Source organism: Sporosarcina sp. SG10008 (genome assembly GCF_044569405.1).
Lineage (GTDB): Bacteria > Bacillota > Bacilli > Bacillales_A > Planococcaceae > Sporosarcina > Sporosarcina psychrophila.
In genome coordinates this window covers 1,978,179-2,005,105 of sequence record NZ_CP172607.1, presented here as the reverse complement: position 1 = coordinate 2,005,105, position 26,927 = coordinate 1,978,179, and the positions used below count along the sequence as shown (strand labels likewise).

Annotated in this window: 27 protein-coding genes and 3 pseudogenes; 25 read left to right on the top strand and 5 right to left on the bottom strand. The window is 34.6% G+C overall.

Features of this window, described 5'->3' with window-relative positions:
- Positions 1-87: 87 nt before the first annotated feature.
- Positions 88-642 carry a hypothetical protein gene (locus ACGLYD_RS09715; RefSeq protein ID WP_399632704.1) on the top strand — a complete coding sequence of 185 codons (555 nt, stop codon included), beginning with the start codon at positions 88-90 and terminating at the stop codon, positions 640-642.
- A gap of 300 nt (positions 643-942) precedes the next feature.
- Positions 943-1,065 carry a hypothetical protein gene (locus ACGLYD_RS09710; RefSeq protein ID WP_399632702.1) on the top strand — a complete coding sequence of 41 codons (123 nt, stop codon included), beginning with the start codon at positions 943-945 and terminating at the stop codon, positions 1,063-1,065.
- A gap of 72 nt (positions 1,066-1,137) precedes the next feature.
- On the opposite strand, the pseudogene ACGLYD_RS09705 reads toward ACGLYD_RS09710, so the two are convergent.
- A pseudogene (locus ACGLYD_RS09705) lies at positions 1,138-1,284 on the bottom strand (Ku protein); the annotation flags it as partial.
- A 253-nt stretch (positions 1,285-1,537) separates the two neighbouring features.
- On the opposite strand from ACGLYD_RS09705, the gene ACGLYD_RS09700 reads away from it, so the two are divergent.
- The 9 genes from ACGLYD_RS09700 to ACGLYD_RS09660 all read left to right on the top strand — a co-directional run bounded on the left by ACGLYD_RS09700 (position 1,538) and on the right by ACGLYD_RS09660 (position 10,059).
- Entirely contained in the window at positions 1,538-1,843 is a 306-nt protein-coding gene (locus ACGLYD_RS09700; RefSeq protein WP_399632699.1) for a helix-turn-helix domain-containing protein, read from the top strand.
- Positions 1,844-1,999: 156 nt separating this feature from the next.
- Positions 2,000-2,794, top strand: coding sequence for a serine hydrolase (locus ACGLYD_RS09695; protein WP_399632696.1), 795 nt, complete (start codon positions 2,000-2,002; stop codon positions 2,792-2,794).
- A gap of 436 nt (positions 2,795-3,230) precedes the next feature.
- Entirely contained in the window at positions 3,231-4,010 is a 780-nt protein-coding gene (locus tag ACGLYD_RS09690) for an alpha/beta fold hydrolase (RefSeq protein WP_399632694.1), read from the top strand.
- Positions 4,011-4,197: 187 nt separating this feature from the next.
- On the top strand, positions 4,198-4,731 hold the full coding sequence (locus tag ACGLYD_RS09685) for a dihydrofolate reductase family protein (RefSeq protein ID WP_399632692.1): 534 nt from the start codon (positions 4,198-4,200) through the stop codon (positions 4,729-4,731).
- A 136-nt stretch (positions 4,732-4,867) separates the two neighbouring features.
- Positions 4,868-5,089 carry a transcriptional regulator gene (locus ACGLYD_RS09680; RefSeq protein WP_399632691.1) on the top strand — a complete coding sequence of 74 codons (222 nt, stop codon included), beginning with the start codon at positions 4,868-4,870 and terminating at the stop codon, positions 5,087-5,089.
- A 611-nt stretch (positions 5,090-5,700) separates the two neighbouring features.
- A complete protein-coding gene (locus ACGLYD_RS09675; RefSeq protein ID WP_399632688.1) occupies positions 5,701-6,810 on the top strand; it encodes a tyrosine-type recombinase/integrase in 1,110 nt (369 codons plus the stop codon).
- Positions 6,810-8,870, top strand: coding sequence for a tyrosine-type recombinase/integrase (locus tag ACGLYD_RS09670; RefSeq protein ID WP_399632686.1), 2,061 nt, complete (start codon positions 6,810-6,812; stop codon positions 8,868-8,870). Before ACGLYD_RS09675 ends, ACGLYD_RS09670 begins: the two co-directional genes overlap by 1 nt.
- Positions 8,867-9,250 (top strand): DUF6262 family protein, encoded by a 384-nt coding sequence (locus tag ACGLYD_RS09665; protein WP_399632683.1) that lies wholly within the window; start codon positions 8,867-8,869, stop codon positions 9,248-9,250. Before ACGLYD_RS09670 ends, ACGLYD_RS09665 begins: the two co-directional genes overlap by 4 nt.
- A gap of 593 nt (positions 9,251-9,843) precedes the next feature.
- Positions 9,844-10,059 (top strand): hypothetical protein, encoded by a 216-nt coding sequence (locus ACGLYD_RS09660; protein ID WP_399632680.1) that lies wholly within the window; start codon positions 9,844-9,846, stop codon positions 10,057-10,059.
- A 407-nt stretch (positions 10,060-10,466) separates the two neighbouring features.
- On the opposite strand, the pseudogene ACGLYD_RS09655 reads toward ACGLYD_RS09660, so the two are convergent.
- Positions 10,467-10,727, bottom strand: a pseudogene (locus ACGLYD_RS09655) (tyrosine-type recombinase/integrase); the annotation flags it as partial.
- A gap of 399 nt (positions 10,728-11,126) precedes the next feature.
- Between ACGLYD_RS09655 and ACGLYD_RS09650 the strand changes: the two are divergent.
- The 7 genes from ACGLYD_RS09650 (at position 11,127) to ACGLYD_RS09620 (ending at position 17,690) form a co-directional block, all read left to right on the top strand.
- Entirely contained in the window at positions 11,127-11,699 is a 573-nt protein-coding gene (locus ACGLYD_RS09650; RefSeq protein ID WP_399632678.1) for a GNAT family N-acetyltransferase, read from the top strand.
- Between the two features lie 136 nt (positions 11,700-11,835).
- The gene (locus tag ACGLYD_RS09645) at positions 11,836-12,243 is read left to right on the top strand and encodes a DUF4181 domain-containing protein (protein ID WP_399632675.1); all 408 of its coding nucleotides are present in this window, start codon (positions 11,836-11,838) and stop codon (positions 12,241-12,243) included.
- Positions 12,244-12,654: 411 nt separating this feature from the next.
- Positions 12,655-13,473 (top strand): abortive infection family protein, encoded by an 819-nt coding sequence (locus ACGLYD_RS09640; protein WP_399632672.1) that lies wholly within the window; start codon positions 12,655-12,657, stop codon positions 13,471-13,473.
- A 38-nt stretch (positions 13,474-13,511) separates the two neighbouring features.
- On the top strand, positions 13,512-14,462 hold the full coding sequence (locus ACGLYD_RS09635) for a DUF2971 domain-containing protein (protein WP_399632669.1): 951 nt from the start codon (positions 13,512-13,514) through the stop codon (positions 14,460-14,462).
- Positions 14,463-14,595: 133 nt separating this feature from the next.
- Positions 14,596-15,351 (top strand): hypothetical protein, encoded by a 756-nt coding sequence (locus tag ACGLYD_RS09630; protein ID WP_399632666.1) that lies wholly within the window; start codon positions 14,596-14,598, stop codon positions 15,349-15,351.
- Between the two features lie 388 nt (positions 15,352-15,739).
- Positions 15,740-16,279, top strand: a complete 540-nt coding sequence (locus ACGLYD_RS09625; protein ID WP_399632663.1) for a sigma-70 family RNA polymerase sigma factor — start codon at positions 15,740-15,742, stop codon at positions 16,277-16,279.
- The gene (locus tag ACGLYD_RS09620; RefSeq protein WP_399632660.1) at positions 16,272-17,690 is read left to right on the top strand and encodes a DUF4179 domain-containing protein; all 1,419 of its coding nucleotides are present in this window, start codon (positions 16,272-16,274) and stop codon (positions 17,688-17,690) included. The genes ACGLYD_RS09625 and ACGLYD_RS09620 overlap by 8 nt, the downstream gene beginning before the upstream one ends.
- Before the next feature lie 315 nt (positions 17,691-18,005).
- Here the strand turns inward: ACGLYD_RS09620 and ACGLYD_RS09615 are convergent, their stop codons facing one another.
- Both ACGLYD_RS09615 and ACGLYD_RS09610 read right to left on the bottom strand, forming a co-directional pair.
- Complete coding sequence (locus ACGLYD_RS09615) at positions 18,006-18,449, bottom strand: transposase (RefSeq protein ID WP_399632658.1); 444 nt, start codon at positions 18,447-18,449, stop codon at positions 18,006-18,008.
- Positions 18,431-18,985 (bottom strand): transposase, encoded by a 555-nt coding sequence (locus tag ACGLYD_RS09610; protein WP_399632655.1) that lies wholly within the window; start codon positions 18,983-18,985, stop codon positions 18,431-18,433. The genes ACGLYD_RS09615 and ACGLYD_RS09610 overlap by 19 nt, the downstream gene beginning before the upstream one ends.
- A gap of 30 nt (positions 18,986-19,015) precedes the next feature.
- Between ACGLYD_RS09610 and ACGLYD_RS09605 the strand changes: the two are divergent.
- The 7 genes and pseudogenes from ACGLYD_RS09605 to ACGLYD_RS09575 form a co-directional block, all read left to right on the top strand.
- A pseudogene (locus ACGLYD_RS09605) lies at positions 19,016-19,504 on the top strand (transposase); the annotation flags it as partial.
- 239 nt (positions 19,505-19,743) lie between these two features.
- Entirely contained in the window at positions 19,744-20,226 is a 483-nt protein-coding gene (locus ACGLYD_RS09600; RefSeq protein ID WP_399632652.1) for a DinB family protein, read from the top strand.
- A 258-nt stretch (positions 20,227-20,484) separates the two neighbouring features.
- Complete coding sequence (locus ACGLYD_RS09595) at positions 20,485-20,790, top strand: helix-turn-helix domain-containing protein (RefSeq protein WP_399632649.1); 306 nt, start codon at positions 20,485-20,487, stop codon at positions 20,788-20,790.
- Between the two features lie 322 nt (positions 20,791-21,112).
- The gene (gene solA, locus ACGLYD_RS09590; RefSeq protein ID WP_399632646.1) at positions 21,113-22,240 is read left to right on the top strand and encodes an N-methyl-L-tryptophan oxidase; all 1,128 of its coding nucleotides are present in this window, start codon (positions 21,113-21,115) and stop codon (positions 22,238-22,240) included.
- Between the two features lie 778 nt (positions 22,241-23,018).
- Complete coding sequence (locus tag ACGLYD_RS09585; protein WP_399632643.1) at positions 23,019-23,492, top strand: DUF4825 domain-containing protein; 474 nt, start codon at positions 23,019-23,021, stop codon at positions 23,490-23,492.
- A gap of 174 nt (positions 23,493-23,666) precedes the next feature.
- On the top strand, positions 23,667-24,062 hold the full coding sequence (locus ACGLYD_RS09580) for a VOC family protein (protein WP_399632641.1): 396 nt from the start codon (positions 23,667-23,669) through the stop codon (positions 24,060-24,062).
- 414 nt (positions 24,063-24,476) lie between these two features.
- Positions 24,477-25,631, top strand: coding sequence for a hypothetical protein (locus ACGLYD_RS09575; protein ID WP_399632639.1), 1,155 nt, complete (start codon positions 24,477-24,479; stop codon positions 25,629-25,631).
- A gap of 200 nt (positions 25,632-25,831) precedes the next feature.
- Here the strand turns inward: ACGLYD_RS09575 and ACGLYD_RS09570 are convergent, their stop codons facing one another.
- Complete coding sequence (locus tag ACGLYD_RS09570; protein WP_399632636.1) at positions 25,832-26,671, bottom strand: tyrosine-type recombinase/integrase; 840 nt, start codon at positions 26,669-26,671, stop codon at positions 25,832-25,834.
- Positions 26,672-26,927: the final 256 nt, after the last annotated feature.

Sequence of the window (26,927 nt, the reverse complement as noted above, 5' to 3'; positions counted from 1 at the left end):
AGTATCAGAAAGCAAAGGTGAAATTCATAAATTTTTTTTGAGTCTTCTTCGATTTTAAACAGTATAAGTTACTAAGGGGGTTATGTAATGCTTGAACGAAAGAACAAAACACTTATTATTTTTTTGACTATAATTATGTCTATATCAGGATTTTTAATTTCTGGTTGCTCGCAAGATGAAACAGGGGACCCAAATAAGGTAGTCATTCTAAAAGTACTAGAGCACCAATTTACGGGACCAGATAAGGAGTTTATGGATTTGTTGTGGAATCCTAAATACAAGATTGTTGAAAATGGGGCAGAAAGAAATTCAGAATTAGATAAGTATATAGAAGAGGTTTATGGAGAGTATTTCACAGAGAGCCAACTAGATTTCTTCATGCGGGCATTCGGTACTACTTATCAAAGTTTCGCTGATTCTAATGGATATACGTTACATTTTAAAGAAGCCTTGATTGAGCAGGATGAAGAGGTCTCAAATCGGTATACATTCGTAGCAAAGGTAGGGTATCAGAAAAATGGGGATGAAGAAAAAATAATTAATGTAGAAGGTTTGGTCCTTTTTTCTACAAAAGAAGAAGGTAAAATCGGGAAATTCCAATATGGAAATGACAACGGATTCTCAGGTATATTGAGACAATGAGCAATTAAACAATGACTTTGTTAGTCAATAATCGGGTGTGTTTGTTTAAGATCATAAGCCTAATTCCTCGTTCAAGGTACGTGGGGTTAGGCTTTTTCCTTCCGAAATCCTTAACATTTTACATTTTCGACGTTACACCACTGGTAAACTCATTGGCAACGGGTGGTAAAATCCATGACAATCGCTGGTAAAAACTATGGCAGTAGTGGTACATTCTCGTGGCTGTAATCAGGAGTTTGTCATTCAGTGATATACATTTTGTCATTTTGCGTAAAAATATGTTAAGGAAGGTGCATTTCATTGGTGGTAATCATAATAAATGCTCGAATGGAGCAAACACCGTTATATATAGAAGCATTCACTCAAGAAATGCTAGATGCAACAGATATAAATGAATTGCAAGTCAAAGGAGAAAATTATTGAGGTTCTATTTCTTATTTGAAAAGCTCTTCGATCTCGTTGAAAAATGATTTTATCTCGTCATTGCACAGAGTGTGGACATACCTTTTCCTGTTTAATCGGCTTCTTACATTTATCATGAATCTGCCTCACCTTAATTCCTTTATCTTCCGTGGCGGCGTGTAATTTAACATGAATTGTTACAAAACCGAACGGTATGGCACCTTTCCATACTGTGTGCACTTAAATCACCACATGATTATTATCGCCATTTTATTTAATTGTGATACAAAGTAAAAGCGGTCCTCCACAGATAAAATTGTGGATGGGCCGCTTTTTTTGTTTAAGCGAGTTTGCAAGGTTCCAACATTTCCCATAGAATATAGGCTAAAGGATTGAATAATAGATTAATAGGAGGGGCGTCTTTATTGGTATTTAAAATAATCCTGTAACTACAAATAAAGAGGATGCAGGAATCTTGGAAGGACGGACCATTATGAAGGAAAAGAGTGAGATTTTTTTAAAGCTATATACTTTATTATTTGGGTCAGGGATGGCCAAAGATTTGAGGCCTGTAAATTGCACGACACTGCTTGCTATAGCGTCATTCATAGACGACAAGGGAAACTGTTGCCCGACACAAATACACATTGCCGAAGTCACAGGCATGTCTACAGCTACTGTGAATAAGGCCGTTAATGCTTTACTGGAGTTCAAAGTAAATGGGAAATCAATAATTACTCGTGAATTTGTTCAGCAAGCACAATTTACATACTCCTACTACACTTTTCACCTGATTTGACGCTTTACATAGGTAATGTAGGAAACAGGACGTACAGGGCTTCAGATTAAAAAGAATAAATATTTCTAATTAAACTAACGGAGCAGTAGGGTTGAAAAAGGACAAGTTTACAGAGAGTATAAGTTAATAGAAAATAGTGAAAAGCGGGGTTCGAAAATGGAGAAAGTTCTTGAAAAACTAAAAGAATTAGAGTCAGGTGAAGTGGGAATTATTATATATTCTCAAGTAAAACAGGATATACTTTTATCATTAAATAAAGGTTTAATAATACCTCTTGCTTCTGCGGCAAAAGTTGCAATTGCCTTTTGTATAGCAAAATTAGTTGAAGAAAGACACTATAAATGGACTGACATTATTGAAGATGTAATTTTAAATCCTGAAGAGGATAGTAACGAAGTGTATCCTCACTTTCAAAGTAGAGAGAATTTGGCACTCCAAGATGCGGTTGAAGTGATGATAGCCTGTCATGATAGCTTTGTTGCAGATAGAATTGTTCAATTTTGTGGTGGATGGGAAATGATTAACAATAAAATAAAATCATATTTTAAAAACATAAATATTACTCAAAATCCAAGAGACTTGGATAACAACGGAGAAATGAGTGAGATGCTAGAACTTTTACGATTAATATATCAAGGGTACAAAACTAATCATGATTTATGGATTCCGGTTATTAATGGTTTAGTTAGGCAACGAGGTAATATAGAAGGTATACCAAGCCATTTCTTAAATCATATGACTGGCGGATTAGATAATGTAATAGTTGACATCGGTATAATGGGAGAGTTTTCCAGAAACCCGTTATTATTTATTTTGGGTGCAAAGGAGTTACCAAATCGATATAAAGAGAAATTAGCAGATGAAATAATTATTGATGCAATGAAATTACTTTATGATGAGTATTGCAATCAGGAAGTTGCGTTAGAAAATAAAAGTCTTTCTAATTCATAGTGCAACTTAAACACCCATGAAAATTAAAAAACGCTCAAAATCTATAAAACTGCATAACAAAAAAGCTCAGAAAAAGTTTTTTTAAAAAAAGGCTGAGCCTTCAAAATGATTATATTAAGTTGAAAGTTAATCAGTAACCAACTCCATTCTTCATAAAATAAAGTCAGGCTGGTGCAATAACCAGAGTAGGATTAATCTCCCATGAGTGCTACTCGTATAGAGTGCGACAGTCTGTATGCACCGTGGTCGTTGGAGTCAGACTAACGGATGGGCTCTATGGCACCATAGTTCATCGACCTTCTTCGCCAGCCGTAGTATCCAATACACGTTCTACATATATTTTCATCCTCTGTGGTGTAGCACTGACTTTGCGCTACATGTATGGCTAACGGGGCACGTTACTTTAATAACAAAAGACATATAAGAGGTGAATTGTTTGGGCTTATATTATCAAGAGTATGGAGATAAGAACGCTCCGTTAATGGTGTTTTTACACGGAGGCGGAGTAAGTAGTTGGATGTGGGATAAACAAATTCAATACTTCAGTAATTATCATTGCATTACAATAGATTTACCTGAACAAGGGGCAAGTAAATATACAGAAAACTTTACAATTCAATTAAGTGCAGAAATAGTAAATGAGTTAATAGATAAAATAGCAAACGGTAAAAAAGTAATTGTTATTGGCTTCTCATTAGGTGCACAAATAACTATTCAAATGTTAAGCATTAATACCAATTTGATTGATTATGCGTTCATTAACAGTGCATTGGTTAGACCCAATTCATTTGTTAGGAAAATGATAAGACCGTCCATAAAATTAACTTTTCCTTTAGTTAAAATTAAATCCTTCTCAAAACTTCAAGCGAAAACACTCTATATTGATGAAGAATACCTTGAAACATATTATAAGGAAAGCACTCAAATGAAATCAGATACACTTATTAGAATATTAGAAGAAAATATGTCATTTGAAATACCCAACGATTTTAAAAAAGCAGTGGGCAAGATATTAGTTACTGTTGGTGAAAAAGAAAAAGCAGTAATGAAAAAGTCAGCGATAGATATAGTTTCAAATAATTCAAATTGCACTGGAATAATTATTCCTAACGCTGGTCACGGAATATCTTTGGTGAATCCTGATTTCTTTAACCAGATGATAGGAAAGTGGATACAGGAAGGTACTTTACCTCAAGACGTAGTAATAATAAAATGAAATGATTATTGTGCTAACGCTCAGCTTTTGTTCAACAAGAGGAGATCGTCAATTGACGGTCTTTTTTATTTGCCCAAATATCTAACTTGTACCATTACAAATGTTAATTAGTAATATTTTTTAATTTCAGGTTTATGGTTGTGGTGAGAACTTGTGTTCTGTATACTTGTGAAAAAGGGGGATATTTATGAGTGAAAAACGTGATTTGGTACTGTTTATTGCTACGAGTTTAGATGGTTACATAGCTACAAAAGATGAGTCTTTAGAATGGCTATTTAATGTTGAAGGGGAAGGTGATAATGGATATTCAGATTTTTATGAGTCGGTAGATACAGTTTTAATGGGCAAAAAAACATACGATTGGATAATGAAACACGAAACAGGGGAATTCCCGTATAAAAACAAGGCGTGTTATGTGTTTACAAGGTCGCCAATTGAAGATACGGTCGATGTAAAGTTTACAAATGAAGATATCATTAGTTTTACTAATAAACTGAAAAGTCAAGAAGGGAAAAACATTTGGATTGTTGGTGGAGGAGAATTGTTACAATCTTTTATAAAAGAAAAATTAGTTGATGAACTAATAATAACAGTTGCCCCAAGCATAATCGGAAAAGGAATACCGTTATTTAAAGAAGGAGATTATCAATTAGACCTTTCTTTAAAAGGTACAAGGAACTTCAATCAATTTGTTGAACTACATTATGGAGTTCTAAATTAATAACGTGTTCTTGAACTAACGTGACAACAGAAGGTCGTCTATTGGCGGCCTTTTTATTTGGTTAAAATTAACATCTTATTTTTAGTTGTGATGCGAACGTTCATTCTCTATACTGGAGGTAGAGGAGGGAACAAGTGTGCGTGATCAATTAGTTAAGTCAGTGGAATACAGCGAACACCTAGATATGATGTACATGGCTGCAGACAGTTCAATCAGCAAGCGAAGAATCAGCGTACTACAGGTCGGTGAGGCATCATTTCGCGCATTCTGTTTCTTACGTAAATCGAAGCGTACTTTTACAATTGATAACGTGCTCGCGCTTGTTCCCGTAATTACAAAAGAACGTGCAGTTATATGATGGACTACAGTAAGTTTCCCGACCGACAAATCGCCTGTATCGATATGATGAGCTTTTATATGGAGTACGCTTTATAGGAGTAGTTATAGTATTCTATGGATATTATAACTACTCATTTTTATCTTTAAACACATATTATATTTACGGAATATTTGTAGTGTTTATAGTTGTCAAAGAACTTATGTTTGAGTTAGAATATTCTTATAAACATAAAAGTTTGAACGCTATTTTGTTTGTATAGGTTCCTTACTAGCCTCCTTTAAGACACTTATAACAAAAAAAACGAGGGAATTTATGGAAGATTAATTAAGGAATACAGGGAAGACGAGGTAAAACAGATTGTAGTTAATATGATTTTTCCAACGATTGGTTTTGAAGCCTATGAAGAACTAGCCAATCTCTTCACTTCTATAGGCATAAAGAGGACAGCTGAAAACTTTTGTTGTTATAAACAATCCCCTCAAATCAGGAATAATTTAGGTTGGTTTAGGAGAGCAAAAGATATATGCCTACTTGATTTCCCAATAAAAACTAATAAAAAAGTGTATAGGTTACTTCTATGTACCCAGAGGATAGCGGCATAAATTTCTATGACTGGATAGGTGAATAATATGAGAGTTGTAACTGTAAAAATACCTGATGCATTTGATAGTGGAAAAGAAATTGAAAGATTTATGCTTATTAACGAATCTGGGGAACCAGTTGTTCCTGTAGTTAAGTATTTAAAATACCTAGATGACATTGGTAGGGAATACAATACACTGAGGAATTATTGCTACCAATTAAAACATTATTTTTCATTCTTAGAACAAAGTAACATTAGTTATCTAGATGTTAAATTAAGCGTTTTAAAGGACTTTATAGGATGGTTAAGAAAACCTTATCGCCAATTAAAAGTTACTGAAATTAATCCGAATAGTTCGAAGAAGAAAAAAATTAGTAATTCTTCTATCAATCAAATAGTGAATTGCATACTGAATTTCTATGAGTATTTGTATCTGTATGAGGAGTTTGAGGATGAATTAAAATCAAAAGCAATGAAAACAGTATCAATTAGATTTAGTTCATATAAGCCATTTTTACATCATATATCAAATGACAAAAATAAAGAAACTAACATTTTTAACTTACCAACTCATAAAAGTCCAGTGAAAATTTTAACACAAGAACAGGTTCAATATATTATTGAGGCATGTTCAAACTTAAGAGATATTTTACTTTTTAGAGTCCTATATGAAACAGGAACACGGATAGATGAGGCCCTTGAAATGAAGTTTGAGGACTTCGATATCTCGAAAGGTACTGTTGCAGTTACAAAATCAAAAACAAAAGCTGGAATAGGAAGAACAGTATATGTATCGTCTGAAACCTTGAATATTTTCCAGGACTACATTATAGAATTATTGGATAATGATATTGATTCAGATTACGTTTTTGTAACCTTAAGGGGTTCTAATAAAGGCAAGAGGCATAAATATAATACTGTATATTCCAAAGTGAAAACCCTAATTAAAAAGACCAAAATCAGTTTTCATCCACATATGTTCCGGCACACGTTTGCGACAGAAATGCTTGAAAGTGGTGTAGATATTAAAGCCGTCCAGGAAATACTTGGTCATGAACATATTCAAACAACATTAGGAATCTACTCTCACCCTTCCCAGGAATTTATTCGCAAAGAATATGATAAGCGTTTTTCAAAAAGTAAGGAGTTGCATTGATGGGGTTAATAGGAAAGGAAAATGTTCTGCTTGAACTCAAAAGTAGTAAACGCACTGAAATGAAAGATTTTATTAATGGGTATTTGGATGGTTTTTGGGTAAAGGACGTCCTTAGGTTTAAAGAAAGCCCTTATTACCATCCAGACGTAGAAAAAGATAGAAAAATTTTTAGCATTTTAGATTTTACTAACATTAAATCCGAGACTATTAAACTTGAATTAAAATACTTTTTTGCTTACCAAATAGAAAGCAAAGTAATTAATCCGAGAACAGCTTGGCTTCAATATGCTCTTTGCTTTAGAAAATTTATTGCGTTTATCAATCAGGAGAAAGTATTAAAAGATTCTATAGTCGAAATTAGAAAAGAAAAATTATTGACGATTTTTAGATCCTGGATGGTCAAAAATAATTATAAAATAACTAGAGCTAATTGGAAAAATCCACAACAAAATGTAGTTACAGCAGCGATTTCTTTCTTTAATTCTTTATATGACTTTTTCTTTGATTTTTACGATGAACGTGAAGAATTCGAAAAGGATATCTGGAACTTTGATAAATTGGGTATTGACTTTAATGAAGCTTCAAGCAAGAGGTCCCTAGATTTTACTGAGATTAAGGAGCCTTGGAAGGCTGTTACAAAGAGGTATATCAAAGAACGTTGCGTGGTAATTCAAGAGATAGTGCCTTCAACTGCGGTCTCTGCTGTTATTAGATTAACTTATTTTTTTAGTTGGTTATTCGTCGAATATCCTAACTGGACAGATTTAAAAGGATTAACTAGAAGTATTGTGCTTAAGTACCTTCATTATTTAAGAACTACGCCGATGGGTGGCACCAGATACCAAAGGAAGCCTACAGATTCTCATGTGAAAACAACTATGGTGTGCTTATCAGTATTTCTTGACTATATCCAAGTGAACGAATGGGAACTGGCACCGACTGTACCGGTAAAAAAATTAATAACTTCAGCAGAAAAGCCAAACAGTTATAAAAAAAGAAGAGAAAACAATGGAGATGTAATTGAATATATACCTGATGAGGTTTGGGAACAGGTTGTGGAAAATATAGACAAGCTTCCAAACAGATATAAAATAATGGCATTAACAATAGAAGAATCAGGCTTTAGGATCACAGATATCTGTTCATTGAAATGGGATTGTGTCTATAAGGATGGAAAAGGTGAATTTTGGCTAAAGGGAGACCAGCGAAAAGTTAGAAAGAAGAATCACAAGGTTCCAATTTCTGTGGAATTAGCTAGTGTTTTACAAGCTCAGATAGAAGCTGTGAAACAAGAGTCTAATGAACAAAACAATCCTAAAAACTATCTATTCCCTATCCTAAATGGTAGAAGAGTAAGAAAACCTGTTTCTACTCCAAACATTGCAAGAGTCTTAAACAAACTAGCTGAAGAATGCGATATTTACGACAAAGACGGCCGAATATTTCACTTTAGGGCACATCAATTTCGCCATCGCTATGGAATGACCCTTGTAAATAAAGGAGTGAATATAATTATTATCCAAGAGCTTATGGCTCATGCGAGCCCAGAAATGACAGTTGTATACGCTAAATTACTAGATAATACAAAACGAAAAGCATGGGAAACATCAAGAGAACAAGGTGCATTAAGGTTAGAGTCCAACTGGAAATTCACTCCTGTACAGTTAGAATCCTCAGCAGAGGAAAATGGTATTGAATTGGAATGGATAAGACATAATTATGATTCTTTAAGAATGGACCACGGCTACTGTATCAAAAGCCCAAAAATGCCTTGTAGTTTTTTGGAGGAAATGGTAGAGACCCCTTGTATTAAAAATAATTGTCGCAGCTTCCACGTTGATAATACGTTCGTAGATTATTATCAGTTTCAAATAATTCAATTAGAGCAGGATATAATATTGTATAAACGCCAAGGAAGAGTTCGCTCCGTAGAACTATCTGAACGAAGAATTCGAAATTATGAAAAGATTCTAAGTGCGATTCAGGAAAATGGCGGGGTTTTTGGTATTCCGAAAGACAAGCGTGAAGTTTTTGAAGATGAAAGGATATTAAAGATATGACCAATAATAATCCTAATGTTCAGAAAATAATTGAATTTAATAAAAATAAAACAACTAGAAAAGAGGAAGTAGTAAATAAGGTTATTACCGATTTAATTAAGGGTAAGGAAAAAATCAATTTCAATACTGTTGCGGAAAAGTCAGGAGTATCAAAAAGTTTCCTATACAAAAATAAAACTCTAAAGGAAAGAATAGATTTCTTACGTAATCAACAAAATGGTCTTTCTTCTCCAAAAAAAGTAAAAAATAATACTAGCGATAAATCTAAAGATGTTATTATAGAAAGTCTAAGACAAAAGGTTAAAAAGTTGGAGGAAGAAAATAAAGACTTAAAAAAACAACTTCAAAGTAAACTTAGTGATTTATATTTGAAAATTTAACCGGAATTTTCTTTTGCATGTAAATCAGTCAAGAGCTGTAGAACGAGCGTATAAAATGGAAAATAGATAGGGTCTATTTGAAGAGGGCTTATCTGTTATTTATAGTTATTTTTAAAAAATTATTGGGTAGTAATAAATCACAATCAATTGTTACCGTTTTTTATCGTTAAAAAAATGCTATATATAAATTTGAAATTTGATACAAAAAAGGCGGTTATATATAGCTAGACCTGGACTTTTCAAAAATTAGAAGCTTTGATGGAAGCCAAGACAATGGATTTGATGCGGGTTTTAACCCTGTTTGACGCTCTAAATCTAGTAAATAAGAGTGTAACTCTTCAAGTCCTTCCACCGTATGTTCAATCTTCACACTGCTTTTATAGTGCGTTTTTTTATCCAAGAACATTTGAACCTGACTTTCACCTTTTGCGACATCCAGACCAACTACTGAATTTATAGAAATAATTGAAATGATATATGGAAGTTTGCGGAAAAATGCACTTCAACTAACGGGGCAGGTTAGTTGAAGAAGACCTGGCTAAAATATTTTAATAGGTAATATTGATATAGTTAGGAAAAATGGAGGTGTAATGATGAATTTTTTTGATTGGAAAATAGAAATGGTAGAAAGTTTAAAACCGTATATAGATATTGAAAATAAGAGAATGGCTATTCTTACAGCTGCAGATGATGAAATTCATATGGCTTTAGAATTTGATGAAAACAATAATTTAGTTATGCACCCAAGATGGAATATAAACATTATTATCTTAGGTGATAAACATTTAAAATTCACTACAAATTCATAAAGATATTCTTCAAGTAACGGGGTGCTTTACTTCAATTAGGGGGTTAAGCACACTTTTCTTATTCAACTAAAGGGGGAGTTTAGTTTAACAATAAGCCATAAAAATGGGGGAATTAAATGTATATTGTGCTTATCGGTTTTTTTATAATTTTTCTTATGTTAACGACCACGGGACTACTTTTAATGTTTAAGCTGAGAAAGAAAAATAAATATAACGTTGTTACTGGGGTTATTTTTTTGGGGATTGGAATCTTTTTTTTAATAGCCTGCATATATATTTTTGTAATTATTTCTTCCAGATTTTAAAGAATGCCAGGATAAAAATAGTAAGTCTGAATTATGATTTTTCACTAACAGGTGCTTTAGTCAAGTAGAGCAACGTCTTTTAAGACGTTGCTCCTTTTACATTTAAAAGTACTTCTGATAATACTCTTTCCTTAGCCTTCCGCTTAATTGAGCGTATATCCTTGTGGTTTCACTTTTCTCATGCCCCATAAGACTTTGTATGACTTCAATAGGAGCTCCATTATTCAACAAATGAGTTGCATAGCTGTGTCTAAGTTGGTGTGGATGAATCTCTTTATTGATTTCAGCACGATTTGAGATCCGCTTGATGATGTATCGCATTTGGGCAACACTCATTTTATGTGGCTGCCTTACTGTCACAAAGGCATTATTAAACAGAAAAGAATCTTTCCTTGATATAGCTTAATTAACGGTTTTAATCATAAATGAGAAAACCTTCCAAAAGTTATTTGGAGGGCTGTTTAGCATGCTCAAAATAGTATAACATAGGGTTAATAAGAATTTTAGAGAAAAATATTGACATCCTATTAGCTGGTTTAGTTGAACAATCGGCTGCCTTTACAGGGCAGCTTTCTTATTGAATAATGGAGTTAACTACTTCCGTGAACTGGCGTTATGTTAACCTGTTGTGTATGGACTATACAAGCCCGTCCAGCGATCGAATCCAGTTTCTTGTTGAACTAACGGGGCAGGTTAGTTCAACAAACTGCAATATTTAGACCCGATACCGAATTGAATGAGGTAGAGAGTAATTAGTTTAAAATGAAAAAGATTATTAATATTTTTGGGGGTGAAATGAAATTGGAAATAGAAACAGCAAGATTAATAATAAGACCTCCAAGTATAGAGGAGTTTGACGAGTATTGGGAGATGAATAACGACCCAGAGGCAAAGAAATATACAGGTGGCGTTATTAAATTAAGTTACGATGAAACATTAGCTATTCGTAAAAAGGTGTGCGACAGGTTTGAATCGAGTGATAGTAAGGTCTTTTCCGTCATTGAGAAATCAACAGGGATGTATATTGGATATTGTGGTTTTAAGTATTGTGAGTTACTGAACGGCACTGAAATATGTTACGGATATAATCGAAGTGCGTGGGGAAAGGGGTATGGGCAAGAAGCAGCAATGGCTACTTTACCATATGCCTTTGAGACACTGAAACTTAAAATACTTGTTTCTGCGGTAAATCCCAAGAATATTGCATCCGAAAGAATTTTACGAAAAATCGATATGCAATACGATGGGCAAATTGAATGGAAAGAACAAGGTTTGGTAAACAAATATAGTTTGACATCAGATAAATACTTCAACCTGGCTGCCGACGCCAATTAGTAGCAAGAGTCCAATAAAAGAAGATTGCTGCAGGATAGTTTTTCTTTTTTAACTAACGGGTGCTTTACTTCAAGAAGGAGTGAAGCTCTTTTCTTCTTAAACGAACGGAGCAAATAGTTCAAGTTGGAGGTATTGTATGTTTTGGATAAAGTTCGCATTTATTGTGTTGATTGTGTTTGTTATAAATATAATAGTTAAGTTGCTTTTGAGAAAATTACTCAAGATCGAGAAGGAGAAAAAGTCCTTTTTTTCTTACAATCACATAAACGAATTGCATAGAAAAATTGATTGGGCCATCAGAATTACTTCTACGATTGTACTTATCGTTACCAATACCTTGGTCATAATTGAAGGTTATTCGATAAACTTAATAATAATTGCAATGATTTTCTACTTTGTATTAGATTACACAGTAAGGGCATTATTTGAGTGTAAGTATTCGCAGAACCCCAAACAATATATTTTAACTATGAGCGAAGGGTTTATATTTTTACTTTCCATAGTTATTGTCATTTATTTTGATTTACTTATAAAATTACCTTAATAGAGAAAGTCATTCTGGTTGCAATAACGGTGCTTTGCTGGAGACAAAATACGAAACGTTGAAGGAGCGTTGTAGATTCCCTCTGAAATGAAAGAGGATTCGTTTTAAGGGGCTCTTGATCAATCAGTTGGTGAAACATCGTCTCGTCTGGGAGACACGTCGAAATGAGCTTCCTGGTGACTCTTCGTTGTATCGAAACGAAAGCAAGGGTTTGACCCACTTTTTAAAAAAATGAACAAAAAAAACCCATTTTTTTTAGAAACGCTGATTTGACGCGGTTTTTAAATGGGCAAAATTTGATAACAATACTCCTCTCTCTTTTGCTGGTCTGGGTTCCCCGATCGTTTGTTATCTTATCTACTGTCCTCTTGCTATACTTTACCTGTATATACTTATCCTGGAGGTGTTGTTGTGAGTTCTTTAACTACGAAAGATTCGCTTTGGTTTGAACAACTTTTAGAGATGAGTGGGGGCTGGGTTTTAAATTTTAATGATCGGACCTTGCGTATTTTTGTCCTAGAATCTGTTGGTATTGACATTGAGGATGGGATTTACGTAGGTGTTGGGTCAAAAGCCAAACGATTACGACATTTTTGGAAGATGGAAAATGATTTTCGAACTCAAAAGTTACTATCTGATCTAATCTCCCACTGGTATGATCCTAAAGAAGTTTATGGTTATGAATTTAGTGATGATGAGCTGCGTTTGTATGAAAAATGTAAGTTCATTATTGAAGTATTAAAGGGTAACAGTATAGTTGAAGATATGGATGATTTTTCTAGCATTGATGTATTGAATTCTCAATCAATCCAGTTGTTATCAAAAGAAATTAAAGAAAAGATACAAGGAAATGAACCAGAGTTGGCTTTGGACCGATTACATACATTCAGTGTTCGATTTTTTAGAGAACTAGGTAAAAAACATAGTTTGGAATTTAAAAAAGATGATGGATTACATACATTATTAAAGAATTATCGTGAATTTATAGTGGGATCTGGACATATTCAATCAGATATGACGATACAGATTTTAAAGTTGAATACAAATGTATTGAATAATTTTAATTTTGTTAGAAATAATGAAAGCTTTGCTCACGATAACGACGTTTTAAACAAAATCGAAAGTAAGTTAATTTGTAATCACGTTATTTCATTATTGAAGTTTATCGATGAGGTAGAAGAGGTGTTTCAAAAAGCAAATATCGCCATGGAAAAAACGCCCATGTGGTAAGGGTTTGAGCCATTTATGTTAACTCAAGGAGGCATTACATGGAAATGCTACAAGAAGAAGAATATTTTGATCTACTCTTCGCAAGAGAAGTAGGACCGAATCATATTGCTGAACTAATACTTTCAAAACTACAAATTATTCCCAATAAATTATATAGATATCGACCTATTAATGATTATTTAAAAGATACACTTATGAACGATATTGCTTTTTTAAGTTCCGCAGATAAATTTAATGACCCCTATGATAGTGGTTTAACTGTAGATTATAACGAAATCCATTTAAATAAAATAAAGGATAATGTATTATCTGACTTTTGTAAGGAAATTCACTATTTGTATCCAAATCAAAGTTTTGAAAGCTTTTATACAATGGTGAAAAATATTACTAAAGATGTACCTATAAAATACTTAGGGGATATGCTGGGTAATACATTAAAACAAGAAGAAAATACTAATCTTAAATCGAAAATCAACTATATCATTGAAAAAACCTATGATGTTTATGAAGACTACATAAAAAGTCTGAACGATATATATCAGTCAACAATCTATACAGCTTGTTTTAGTGAAACAAACGACAACATTCTAATGTGGAGTCATTATGCACAATATCATAAAGGTATCTGTATTGAATACGATTTTTCAAATATTGACTATACAAGTAGAACGTTGCTTACTCTTTCCCCTGTCAAATATACTAATGAATTATTTGATATGAATAATTATCCGAATAGAACTCCTATTGATAGAATTCAATTGGCTGCACTGAGTAAATTTGAATGTTGGAAATACGAAAATGAATGGCGACTTATATCATTTTTAAAAGAAGAACAAAAATTTAAATTAGATAAGCCGACTGCCGTTATTTTTGGAACAAAAACTTCAAAAGAAGATAAAGCTTGGATTTCAGATTTATGTGCCGAACGTGATATACCGATTAAACAAGCTAATTTAGACCGTACAGAATATAAATTACATATAAAATAAGTGGAGAAACTATGGGCTGAAATGACAAAACAAAATTTTGTCATTTTGTCCCCCCTATATTATTACTTCTTAGGTATAAGGGGGTCAGGTAATTAAAACTAAGATTAATTTATCTATTTCTGGGGGTGAGCTTTTGGAAGTTATCAATATTAGAGGGCTTTATGATGATCTTGGTAAAAGAAATGATATTCTCGATTATTTGGATGATCGAGATGGGGACTTTTGGGCAGGGCTAAGTTTATTAAATGCCTTAAATCAGGAACCTAAACATGTCAATGAGGATTTAAAATTTTGGAATGCTCGTTATTTTATTTTTGGACGGTTGATTAATAATATAGCTGCTTCATATGAATTGTTAAAAATGGGGCTTGAAGATGAATTTTTAACTATGTATAGACAATCACTTGAAAATGCTTGGTTATTGAAATATTTTATTGAATATCCTGATAAAATTGATGGCTGGATAAAAGATGGTGTTAAACCGTGGCAAAGAAGGAAGGCTGTTGATGGTAATACTGTAACTGGCAGAATATATGGAGAATTATGCGATCTTGTCCACTCAAACCGTAATTCTATACGAGGAGTTTGCATTGGTGGTATGTATAATCCTTGGATGTTAAATAAACTATTTGGTCATTTGATTGTTTTGGTTGCTAATTCTTTGGATTATTTTTTAGAGGTTATGAGTTTATTTAATATTGATTTAGACAAGGAGAATAAGGAATTATCAGATTTACTTAGTAACGAGATTAATAAGCTTAATTTGTGTATGTGTGTTACTCAATATTTGGAAGATCCACAGGGAGTTAAAGAAATTTTAAAAAATGGAAATGAAGATGTTATTGAATATTTGGAATCTCTTTATGAAGTAGTTGAAGACACTCTTTAGGAATAGGGGGTGTTTTTTTTATGTTTAAAAAAAGTTTCCTGAAACGGCTCTTTATATCAATGCTTTAGTCGATTTGACAAACTAATTAACACATCAATACGCACCCAAATTGAAGACATTATGTGGTGTTGTTAAAACAAATTTAAATATTGTGAAAGGTTTCACTTAAACTAACGAAGCAGTTTAGTTCAATAAGAAGTGCTTTTGTATGATGTCGCAGCACACACTAAAAAAATGTAAAGGTTTCAAAAAAATAAACAGAAACCAAAAATGGTTTCTGTTTATTTTTTTGAGCTCAGGATTTTATTTGCATGATATTGAAAAAATCTTAATTTCTTGAAACTTTTATTGATGATAGAGTCCACTAATAGGTGAAGGGGGTGAATTGATGGAAGCGGAAATCCACCGATTAGTTAAAAAAGCAATTAAAGGTAACAAAAACGCCTTTGAAAAGTTGGTTCAACATCACTATGAAAGAATCTACCGGACAGCTTATCTTTATGTACATAACGAATCAGATGCATTGGACGTGGTTCAGGAGGCAACCTATCAGGCCTATACATCCATCAACTCGTTAAGAAATCCGGAGTCTTATACGACCTGGCTCACCAGGATTGTGATTCGATGTTCGGGGCGTGTGATAAAGAAAAGGGACAATGTTATTCCAATGAGTGATGAATTATTAGCCAACTTACCGGATGAATCGAATTCAAACATTGAAGAGTCTTCACAGCTTCTACATGCCGTTCAGCAGCTAAGACTGAATTATCGTACAGCCATTATTTTATTCTACTATTACGATTACTCGATCAAAACGATTAGTAGTGTGATGGAAATCCCAGAGAATACCGTCAAAACATATTTAAGCAGAGGAAAAGCAGAGTTAAAAAAGGTTTATAAAAGTGAGGAGGACAAATGCCATGGATAATAAAGAACTCAATGATTCAATTGAACAAATACCTGTGCCAAAAGAAAAAGTTTTTAACGCCATTTCCAAAGGGATAAACAAAAATGTGGATCGAGGATATGGAAAGAAAAAGAAGGTTCTTGCTGGTGTAGCGGCTACGGCTGCTATTCTTGGAATCACCGTGGCCTCCGGATTTTTTAATCCTACCATGAATAATGTATTGGCTAATGCACCTTTAATAGGTGCAATATTCCAAGAATTTAACGATCCAACAGGTGTTGATTTAGCTTATCAAAATGCCGTTACTGAACTAAATCAAGCCATTACAAAAAATGGAGTGACTGTCAAATTAACTAGCGCTTACTTTGATGGCAGTGCAGTGTCAATTACAGGATTTGTAGACGAAGAAGTTGAAAATGGGGGAAATGAAAAAGGGGAAGTAAGTTTTGATGTTAACTTTGAGCACAATGAAGGGGATCATGACCCTTGGTTGAACGGAAAGTCAACGCGCATAAAGAAAGTAGATAATGGATATACCTCCTTTCAATGGAAAATCGAATATCCATATAAATCATTCAATGAGAATTTCACTCTCCCTATAACCATTCATAATATCAATGGTATAAAAGGTGAATGGAATTTTAATATACCTATTCAACAAGATAAAAACACTACACTTGCCTTAAATCATGAGCAAGGATACCCGGAAGATGGAGTCAAAATCCGTATTAAAGAAATACTTACCGCAAAAGCGTCATCTTCACTTGTTTATGAGACTGTGAAAAAATACAAGGGTGATGACTTTATTATTTCAAAAGCTGTTGATGATAATGGAAATGTATATAGGTTTGGAAACCAAACAGTCCTCCAGGATTCTGAACAAGGAGATGGATATCATAGTACCGTTCGGACAGAGATGCCCAAGCTAAATTCCAACGCTACTTCCCTTACTTTTTATCCGCAGTTAAATATAGCAGACCCAAAAGTAGAGCAGCTATTGGATAAGAAATCATTTACTTTAAAAAACGAGCGCCTTAAAGTAGGACTGCAGGTAAATGATTTTACTCAAAAAGGTGGGAAATTGGTAATAGATTATCAATTTACAGGGCTTCCCAAGACTTTGAGTAAACGTAAACTTGAAATAATTAACCATAATTTGGAGTACAATTTCTGGTTGGTCGATAAGGAGTATTTAACCAAGATCGACCCGGAAAATCCATGGCCTCCTAAAAACCACGGAATTCCATTTAATAAAGTAGAAATGATTGATAAAGAAACAGCGCACTTCCAATCTACATTCTATTTGAACGGAGAAGAAAAAATAGAGAACTATAAGCTGGAAAATACAATCCTACTGTTCGACTTTTCAAGCTTTGTCTCTTCTGAAGATTTAAAACCTTTTACTGTTGAACTTCCGGTCGGGGAAGAATAAACAGTTACAGTAGCTCATTTTAGGGATCGAGTGGAATTCTATTATTGCATTGAATCATTCGTAAAATCGGGCAATGACTTATGTAAGTCACCGTCTCTTTTCTATTAGTTAGAGGTTTGTGAAATATTGCACTTAAACTATAGGATAGCTTTAGTTCAACAACAGGGGCTTCTTAGGGAGCTCTTATTTCTTATTGAACTCCCATGAAAATTAAACGCCAAACTTCGCAAAAATGACAACACTAAAGGAGACGCAGCTCAATATTTTTTAAAAAAGAGTGCAGCGTCTAGTTCCTGACTAAGATTATTTGTTGGATTAGGAGACTTCTGGTTCAGTGATTGTAACGTTGTACCCTAAGTTTTCGAGCCTTCTAACAGAATACCGTACAATGGATTGTTGTTTTTGTTTGTCGAAATAATCTTCGCCTAAGTCTACATACATTTCTTTGCGTGTTAAGAGATAATAGGCAATCCTCAAAATGGCATGGGCGACAGAAATACCTGCACGTTTTTTTCCTTTCCGTGCTGCTGTACGCCTATACATTGCTCCAAGATAGGTCTTCGACCCTCTTATAGAGTGAGCGGCTTCTATTAAGGCTGACTTTAGATATTTGTTTCCTTTTTTCATATTCGTTGATTTCCTTTTGCCAGCACTTTCGTTATGGCCAGGGACTAATCCTGCCCAGGAACATAGATGGGAAGAGCTTGGAAATTGATTCCCGACATCGGTTCCAACTTCAGCTAGGATTTGTTCAGCCATACGAGTGGCAACGCCAGGAATAGAATCCAACCGTTCAACATCTTCTTGGTGAGAGGATAGTAAGCTATCTCCTGGTTTAGTAGCTCAACTTGCTCACTTAGAAAGTCGATATGAGTGAGAATGGTTTTTATCATGAGCCGTTGGTGTGAATTGATGTATCCGCGAAGAGCGAGTTCAAGATCATCTTTTTTCTTTTTCATTGTACGTCGAGCGAAGCTCGCAAGTTTCATAGGGTCATCCTCGCCATCTGCGATGGCATTAAGCATGTCACGAGCTGAAACACCCATAATATCGGAGACAACGGAGCCCAACTTGATATTCGCTCCTTCTAACACTTTTTGAATCCGATTATGTTGTCTTGCGCGCTCTTCAATAATGCTGCGACGATAGCGAACCAACTCTCGAAGTTCCCGTTGATTTCGATCAGGAATAAAACTCGCTTTGAGTAGTCCATGACGAAGTAACTTGGCAATCCATTCGGCATCCTTCACATCGGTTTTGCGACCCGGCACTGCTTTCATATGTTGGGCATTCACGACTAGAAACTCAATATTCTCAGCTTCTAGCAACTCGTTTCGAAATTGAATCCAAATATTTCAGAAGGTCACCGAAAAAAGGAAGATGAGTTCGATTTCAATAAGGATGCCGGTATGTACGTTTGTCCAGCCGGGCATTTAGCGATTCGAAAAGCTCGTGAAGGAAAGAAAAATCAAGGTGCCAATCAAAAGTATACGTATTATTTTGACATTAAAAAATGCAAAACCTGTCCTTTAAAAGAAGGGTGTTATAAAGAAGGTGCGAAAAGTAAATCATATGGCGTCACAATTAAGTCGACTGAACATAAAGAACAAGTGACATTTCAAAATACGGAAGAATTCAAAGAAATCGCAAAATCACGTTATAAAATTGAAGCGAAAAATAGTGAGCTGAAAAATGGACACGGGTATGATACAGCATCATCTACGGGTCTATTTGGCATGGAAATACAAGGGGCCACAGCAATATTTGCGGTCAATCTCAAGCGGATTATCACACTGTTAAAAGAAAAAGAATAAAAACACCAAGAAATAGGCAACTTCCTGTTCAAAATCGAACAGGAAGTTGCCTATTTTTGTTGAAAAGATAGTTATGAAATTAATAACGTAAGTTTTTCAGTGCCCTCCTTAATTGAGCGGTCGCCTTTTTTAAAAAAGTAAAGAGGTATTCGTATTGATAGAGTCGAACAATAGAATAAATGACAGATTTTGTTCTGAGTGGATTAACATAAATCATTTTATAGCAGGAGGGTGGAAATATGTTTCATGCTAAAGATGTTTTGTCTGACCAATTGTTAGCAAATGCTAATGACCCTAGCTGGTATGTGCCGTTTTCGGATTCGGTGGAAAACTTGTCCGAGGAACAAGCATTCTGGAAGCCAAAAGAAGATAGTAATAGCATTGCTGAAATTGTTTGGCATCTTTTATATTGGAATCAAACATGGCAAACGAGGTACCAAAAGTCTCATGTCAATGCTGTTCCAGCCATAGAAAATAATAATGAAAGCTTTGTAATTCCTGAGGGTTACGCATTTATCGAATTGAAAAAACAACTTTTAGAGGTCCTGTTGCATTGGCAAGAATTATTAACTGAAGATAAAGTTGAAAGTAAAGTTAATGGTTTTTCTGAACCTGTGAAGTGGTGGGGGATACTCGCAAATATTACAACCCATAACGCATATCATATTGGTCAAATCATTTATATTCGTAAGTTGCAAAAAAGCTGGGGAATAGATGAATAAGTAAGTAAGTAAGTAAGTAAGTAAGTAAGTAAGTAAGTAAGTAAGTAAGTAAGTCCAAAAAAGCGGTCCTCCACAGATAAAATTGTGGATGGGCCGCTTTTTTGTTTAAGCGAGTTTGCAAGGTTCAAACTTTACCCATAGAATAAAGGCTAAAGAATTGAATAATAGATTAATAGGAGGGGCGTCTTTATTGGTATTTTAAATAATCCTACAACTACAAATAAAGAAGATGCAGGAATCTTGGAAGGACGGACAATTATGAAGGAAAAGAGTGAGATTTTTTTAAAGCTATATTCTTTATTATTTGGGTCAGGGATGGCCAAAGATTTGAGACCTGTAAATTGCACGACACTGCTTGCGATGGCGTCATTCATAGACGACAAGGGAAACTGTTGCCCGACACAAATACACATTGCCGAAGTCACAGGCATGTCTACAGCTACTGTGAATAAGGCCGTTAATGCTTTACTGGAGTTCAAAGTAAATGGGAAATCAATAATTACTCGTGAATTTGTTCAGCGAGCACAATTTACATACTCCTACTACACTTTTCACCTGATTTGACGGTTTACATAGGTAATGTAGGGGAAAACAGGACGCACAGGGCTTCAGATTAAAAAGATTAAATATTTCTTATTAAACTAACACCGCAGGTTAGTTGAACAGTGTTGTTTAACTTGTGTTCAACAATCGGGCCATATTGTGGAGGAGCATTTTAAAAGAAAATCGGTATTTATCGATGAGATTGTGAGGATTGTACTTAAGCTAAACGAAGCAGGTTAGCCTGATTGTTAAGTATTAGAAGATTAGTTAAAATAAGAGGATATTACCCAATACTTAAGACTTTAGTGGTATGGGTATTTATTTACGAGGGGGGTAACGTACTATGCATTATGACGTAATTGTAATTGGAGCAGGTTCGATGGGGATGGCTGCAGGTTATTTTTTATCAAAGAGTGGGAAAAGAACTTTATTATTAGATTCCTTTAGCCCGCCCCATAACAAAGGGAGTCATCACGGTGACACGAGAATCATTCGGCATGCGTATGGTGAAGGTGAAGAATACGTTCCGTTGGCGCTCAAGGCTCAAGAATTATGGAACGAATTAGAGAAAGTGACGGGAAAACAATTATTTCTCCCAACCGGAGTTCTAAACGTGAGCCATGAAAAAACGGATTTTATTCAGAATATCATCTCAAGTTCAAAAGCCTATTCATTGCCACTTGAGGTTTTAGATTCTATTGAAGTGAATAAGCGTTGGCCGGGCATCACTTTACCAAACAAGTATATTGGGTGCTTTGAACCAACATCAGGAGTGCTGAAATGTGAGGAATGCATTGCAGCCTATCGAGAACTTGCAGAGCGACACGGAGCTACCATCTTAACCAATAGTAAGGTGAGAGAATTATCGGTTCATGATAAAAGAGTTACCATCAAAACCGAGGGTCAAACTTTTACCGCTGATGCGTTAGTGGTTTCAGCAGGAGCATGGTCAGGAAGTCTCCTTTCCATGTTAGATTTAAATCTCCCTTTAAATCCAGTTAGAAAAACATTTGCTTGGTTTGATGTCAATGAAGATTTGTATAATCTTAAAGATTTTCCAGCCTTTTCGTTTGAGACATCTCAAGGACAATATTATGGTTTTCCAAGCATCAATGGTTCCGGATTAAAAGTAGGCCGACATGATGGAGGAGAAACAATCAATCCAGATGAAGCCATCCTGGGATTTGGTGAACTAGAGAAAGACGAGACAGATTTAAGACAATTTTTACATAACTATATGCCTTCTACACAACAATTAAAGTACGGTAAAACCTGTATGTATACACTGACTCCTGATGAAGATTTCATTATCGATTTGCATCCAAACTATTCAAACGTTGCCATTGCATCAGGCTTCTCAGGACATGGCTTTAAATTTAGCAGTGTAGTTGGACAGATTTTAAGTGAATTGATTATTTCAGGGAAGACAGAACAAAACATTTCTCCTTTTTCAATCAATCGATTTAAATAAACGTCTTTAAACTAACTGGTGCTTGTGCGGCCGAGCCTAGGTCGTATCATATAGCGGGTGGGATTCCAGTCGAGAAAGAACTAGCCATTCACTCGTAGCGAATCTTGGAGGGCTACTGGTAACAGTAGCCTTTAAGCGTAGACAGTTAGGTGGCGGGCCGAAAGCCAACCGGTTGAAGGGATTGAGCTCCATAATGTTAGTAAATCGAGAGGGCTGATGCCTTAAGCACAGCAGAAAGCTACATTTTATCCATCGTTAAAGGCAAGAAGGATAAAACCTCTCTGGAGTCAGAGACCTTGGCACGTCACACATTGATATGATACGGCAACTCGGGAGACCCTACCGGTCTTTTCTGCTTATAGAAGAGTATGGTGTACAAGCGATAATAAGCAAGGAAGCCAAATGCCGTTGTAGGGAGTCGGATAGCAGCGTAGTACCAATGAAGTTGGGTAATGCCGATGGAGGAAAGGCTGCTACCAAGTTATCACCCTTACTAGGGACACATTTACTACACACAGAGGTAGAAATAATAAATGTAAACTAAACTATTGAGGATAGCAGAATTATCATTTTGTGAATGACAATTTGGAGGAGCCGTGTGCGTAAATAGCGCAAGCACGGTTCTGTGAGGGGGGAGGAACACAATCTACCGTAAGGTAGAGAGGTTCCCTTCTACTCGACTACCGGAATAGGGAAATTCCTAGTGGCAAATGGACCATTTTGTTGAATTGTTGTGGTAGTTTTTTGAGTAGATAATTTATTATTGGGAGGAATACCAGTGAAGCAAATACTTAAACTTTCGTCTTTTTTACTGTTGGCAATTTTAATCGTGAGTGGGTGTAATACGAAAAACGGGGAAGAAGATATATTTAAATTTAAGGATTCGTATGTTGGAGATAACAGTGCAATAGGAAATATTGTGAATCAATTACAGGGTGCAGAGCATTTTAAAGGATTTGAACTTAAAACAAACGAGAAGCCGTATGGCATTATATTGAATTATGATTGGTCGGAGTCGGAACAAAACTATAAAAAAACAGCTATTTATAACGCTACTTTTTTATTTGCATTAGTTCAGAATGTAGAATGGATAACATTTAATTTTGGTAACCAAGAATACAAAATAACAAAAGAAAATCTGCAAAATTGGTATGGAGAAGATTTTAGCGGGTTGCAAAGTGAAGATGAACTAAAAACATTCATACAAAAACATTTGGATGATGAAGATAAAGTAAACCAGTTATTCCGTTAACGCGCGGGATTGTTGAATAAGCTTCACTTTTCTTCTTCAACTAACGGGTGCTTTAGTGGAACAACAGTAATGCTTTTCTTATTGAACTAACGGGGCAGGTTAGTTGAAGAGTGTTGTTTAACTTGTGTTCAACAATCGGGCCATTTAATTGAGTAAAGAAAGGAGGACTATTTCTTGTCAAAGGGATTACTTCACCACATTGAGATATATGTTTCTGATTTAAAAAGGTCAATTGATTTTTGGGGGTGGTTTCTTGAGGAATTGGGATACAGTCCCTTTCAAGAATGGGGAAGTGGACAAAGTTGGAAGGTAGAGGATACTTATATCGTTTTTGTTCAAGCAGAAGAACGATTTCTGGATGTCCAATATCATAGATGTCGAGTAGGTTTAAATCATTTAGCATTTCATGCTGATTCACGCCAACAAGTTGATGAAATGACTAAGAAATTAAAAAATAGAGGAGTTACCATACTTTATACAAAGCAGAATCCTTTCGCTGGAGGAGCTGACTATTACGCTGTTTACTTTGAGGATCCAGACAGAATAAAAGTGGAATTTGTAGCACCTTAACAGTTGAACAATCAGGTGTGATTGTTGAATCGTCTCTTATTTCTTCTTGAACTAACGTGGTGCTTTAGTCGAACAACAGGGGCTTCTTAGGGAACTCTTTTTCTTATTGAACTAACGGGGCAGTTTAGTTTAATAAAGATTGAAACTTTTCATGATATATAGTGTCATATTTAGAAAATGAACTAGGGGTGTATAATGAAGGAATAAATTCTTATTGAACTAACGCCGCAGGTTAGTTGAATAGTGTTGTTTAACTTGTGTTCAACAATCGGTCCAGATTGTGGCATAATCACTGTTTAAAATTGAAGTCAATATATTAAATAACAATCAACTAGATAATTGAGTTAAAATAAGTGTGGTTACCTAGATTAATTATTCTCTAGGTCAGTTTCTTTTACCAGGGGGGAAGTAAGAATGAATATTAAAGATAGACTAATGCTTGAATACCCTCGAACGTGGAGTAATTTTGAAATGTGTACTAAAGATTTCGAAAGTATAAAAATAGAAGAATTAGAAAATAAAAATTTATATGCTTCTAAAGTCAAATATTTAGACGCAGATTATATCGAGCCATATATGATTTACATTGTTTTTGTTCAGTTCCTAGAATTTGAACATACTTATGAGCAAATGGAAAAGGTGTTGTATGAAATACCTTTTCAATATCAAGGATATTATTGTATGTTTTCGATGGAGAAGTTTGGATTAAAGTTTATTATTAATACTAATGAAGAAGCTATACTAAAAAATATATTTAAGAAAATAAAAAGTGCCTCCAAGCTAGCGGAAAGACTTCTCAAACCAATTATTACTGAGTCCATTGATAATGGCGATATTACTATTGAAAACCAATCAGGAATTCTTAGACGGAGGTATTTATATTTTAGAGAAACAGCTGACCAAATTTATTCTGAGTATAAGGACGAAAAATTTAAAGATTCAAAAACTATAGTTATAGGAATTAATAGAAAAACTAAATTAGAACAGGAAATTATATTTAATACACAAGCAATGTTAGATGCATATTTTAGCTATCAAGAACACCTTCTGATATTATTGTTGCCTTTCACAAATATTGACTTTAAAGTAAAAAGGATTACACTTTTAATGAATTCAAATTGGACAAAGAAATTTAATGAAATATTTTTGTCTGCCAAAAATCCGGAATTGATGAAACATTTCGATGATTTAAGAAACCTAAAAGAGTTAAGGAATAAATATGCTCATGGTGGATTTGAAAAAGGTGAAGGATCCATTTTATCACATGTTAAAGGTGTCGGTGCTATTCCAGTTGAATTACCATCTAATAGTGAAGAAGTGTTTACTTTCACATTAATAAAAGATGTTAAGCTTAAAGAAGCATGTGAAATAATAGATGCTTTTGAATCTTATTTATCCACTTCAGATTGGTCAAGAGCACTAAAAATCTTAGAGTGGGGTATTGATATGAGATTTGATAAAGGATATATTCTGGAACTTAAGATGGCAATTGATTCGGATGAAAATTTAGAGATTTTCGCGGAAAAAGAATCTTACATATATAGTCGAGAAGCTAATATGGATTGGTGAAGTAGTATGATATAAAAATATTTTGATAAGGACATGAAAATTAAATTCATATTTGTCGGTGGTGAATAGATAGAACACAGAATTTCAGAAAGTACCGATAATCTGTGTTTTTATTTCATTATTGTTATAACTCTTCTTCAACTAACGAGGTGCTTTAGTCAAGTAGAGCAACGTCCTTTTAAGACGTTGCTCATTTCCATTTAAAAGTACTCCTGATAATACTCTTTCCTTAGCCTTCCGCTTAATTGAGCGTATATCCTTGTGGTTTCACTTTTCTCATGCCCCATAAGACTTTGTATGACCTCAATAGGAGCTCCATTATTCAGCAAATGAGTTGCATAGCTGTGTCTAAGTTGGTGTGGATGAATCACCTTATTGATTTCAGCACGATTTGAGATCCGCTGGATGATGTATCGCATCTGGGCAACACTCATTCTATGTGGCTGCCTTACTGTCACAAAGATGGCAGGGTTATTGTCATTACGGCTTTCAATATAGCGTTTATGCCATATGTCGCAGCGTGTATTAAAATAAACTTCTCTTTCCCTATCACCTTTTCCTCTAACGATCGCGGATTGATTGGACCAATTAATATTGTTCTTTTCTAACGCAACTATTTCTCCAATTCGACAACCGGTAGAAAACATGAATTCAAAAATTGCTTTTTCCATAGGGGAATGACAGGATTCACGAAGGTGTTCAATCTCCCGTTCGGTTAAATACTTGGGTATCCGCTTACCTACCTTGGGCTCTTTAATCTTGGAAGTTGGATTCTTACTCAAGTAGCCTTCTTCATGAGACCAACGAAAAAACGATTTCATAAAGCGGATGCGATGTGCAAGACTAGCTGGTTTTAAATGCTTGCCTGATACAGCAAGATATTGCCTCAGTTGATTTGTATCCAACAATTCCATCTCTACATCATTAAAATAACCAATTAGTAGCAAAGACTGTAACTGATAAGCCTTCAACGTTTGTAGTGAAAAACCCTCTATTCGTTTATCAGCTTCAAACGAAGACCATGCTTTTGACAGTAACAATTCCATTCCCCCTAAAGTAGTAATGTTAAAGGAATTATTGCCAACTTAATAGAGTTATAGACATAAGGAGTGATTTTACTAACGGGGCAGGTTAGTTGAACAAGAAGGTTTTTTTGCGATTGTGTTATATAAGTTAATATATGTAAATTACTGAACAAAAGGGGTGCTTTACTTTAAGTCTTGGGTAACACTTTTTTATTGAACTAACGCAGCAGGTTTGTTGAAGAGATATATTTATGATGCAAAATTAATTAGA

Bases quoted from the DNA above. Each gene is read 5' to 3' on its own strand.
- ACGLYD_RS09660 (WP_399632680.1), top strand. From the start codon at position 9,844: ATGAATTTTTTTGATTGGAAAATAGAAATGGTAGAAAGTTTAAAACCG.
- ACGLYD_RS09700 (WP_399632699.1), top strand. From the start codon at position 1,538: ATGAAGGAAAAGAGTGAGATTTTTTTAAAGCTATATACTTTATTATTT.
- solA (WP_399632646.1), top strand. From the start codon at position 21,113: ATGCATTATGACGTAATTGTAATTGGAGCAGGTTCGATGGGGATGGCT.
- ACGLYD_RS09685 (WP_399632692.1), top strand. From the start codon at position 4,198: ATGAGTGAAAAACGTGATTTGGTACTGTTTATTGCTACGAGTTTAGAT.
- ACGLYD_RS09665 (WP_399632683.1), top strand. From the start codon at position 8,867: ATGACCAATAATAATCCTAATGTTCAGAAAATAATTGAATTTAATAAA.
- ACGLYD_RS09595 (WP_399632649.1), top strand. From the start codon at position 20,485: ATGAAGGAAAAGAGTGAGATTTTTTTAAAGCTATATTCTTTATTATTT.
- ACGLYD_RS09600 (WP_399632652.1), top strand. From the start codon at position 19,744: ATGTTTCATGCTAAAGATGTTTTGTCTGACCAATTGTTAGCAAATGCT.
- ACGLYD_RS09575 (WP_399632639.1), top strand. From the start codon at position 24,477: ATGAATATTAAAGATAGACTAATGCTTGAATACCCTCGAACGTGGAGT.
- ACGLYD_RS09670 (WP_399632686.1), top strand. From the start codon at position 6,810: ATGGGGTTAATAGGAAAGGAAAATGTTCTGCTTGAACTCAAAAGTAGT.
- ACGLYD_RS09715 (WP_399632704.1), top strand. From the start codon at position 88: ATGCTTGAACGAAAGAACAAAACACTTATTATTTTTTTGACTATAATT.
- ACGLYD_RS09635 (WP_399632669.1), top strand. From the start codon at position 13,512: ATGGAAATGCTACAAGAAGAAGAATATTTTGATCTACTCTTCGCAAGA.
- ACGLYD_RS09615 (WP_399632658.1), bottom strand. From the start codon at position 18,449: ATGGCTGAACAAATCCTAGCTGAAGTTGGAACCGATGTCGGGAATCAA.
- ACGLYD_RS09695 (WP_399632696.1), top strand. From the start codon at position 2,000: ATGGAGAAAGTTCTTGAAAAACTAAAAGAATTAGAGTCAGGTGAAGTG.
- ACGLYD_RS09645 (WP_399632675.1), top strand. From the start codon at position 11,836: ATGTTTTGGATAAAGTTCGCATTTATTGTGTTGATTGTGTTTGTTATA.
- ACGLYD_RS09625 (WP_399632663.1), top strand. From the start codon at position 15,740: ATGGAAGCGGAAATCCACCGATTAGTTAAAAAAGCAATTAAAGGTAAC.
- ACGLYD_RS09650 (WP_399632678.1), top strand. From the start codon at position 11,127: ATGAAAAAGATTATTAATATTTTTGGGGGTGAAATGAAATTGGAAATA.
- ACGLYD_RS09675 (WP_399632688.1), top strand. From the start codon at position 5,701: ATGAGAGTTGTAACTGTAAAAATACCTGATGCATTTGATAGTGGAAAA.
- ACGLYD_RS09620 (WP_399632660.1), top strand. From the start codon at position 16,272: ATGGATAATAAAGAACTCAATGATTCAATTGAACAAATACCTGTGCCA.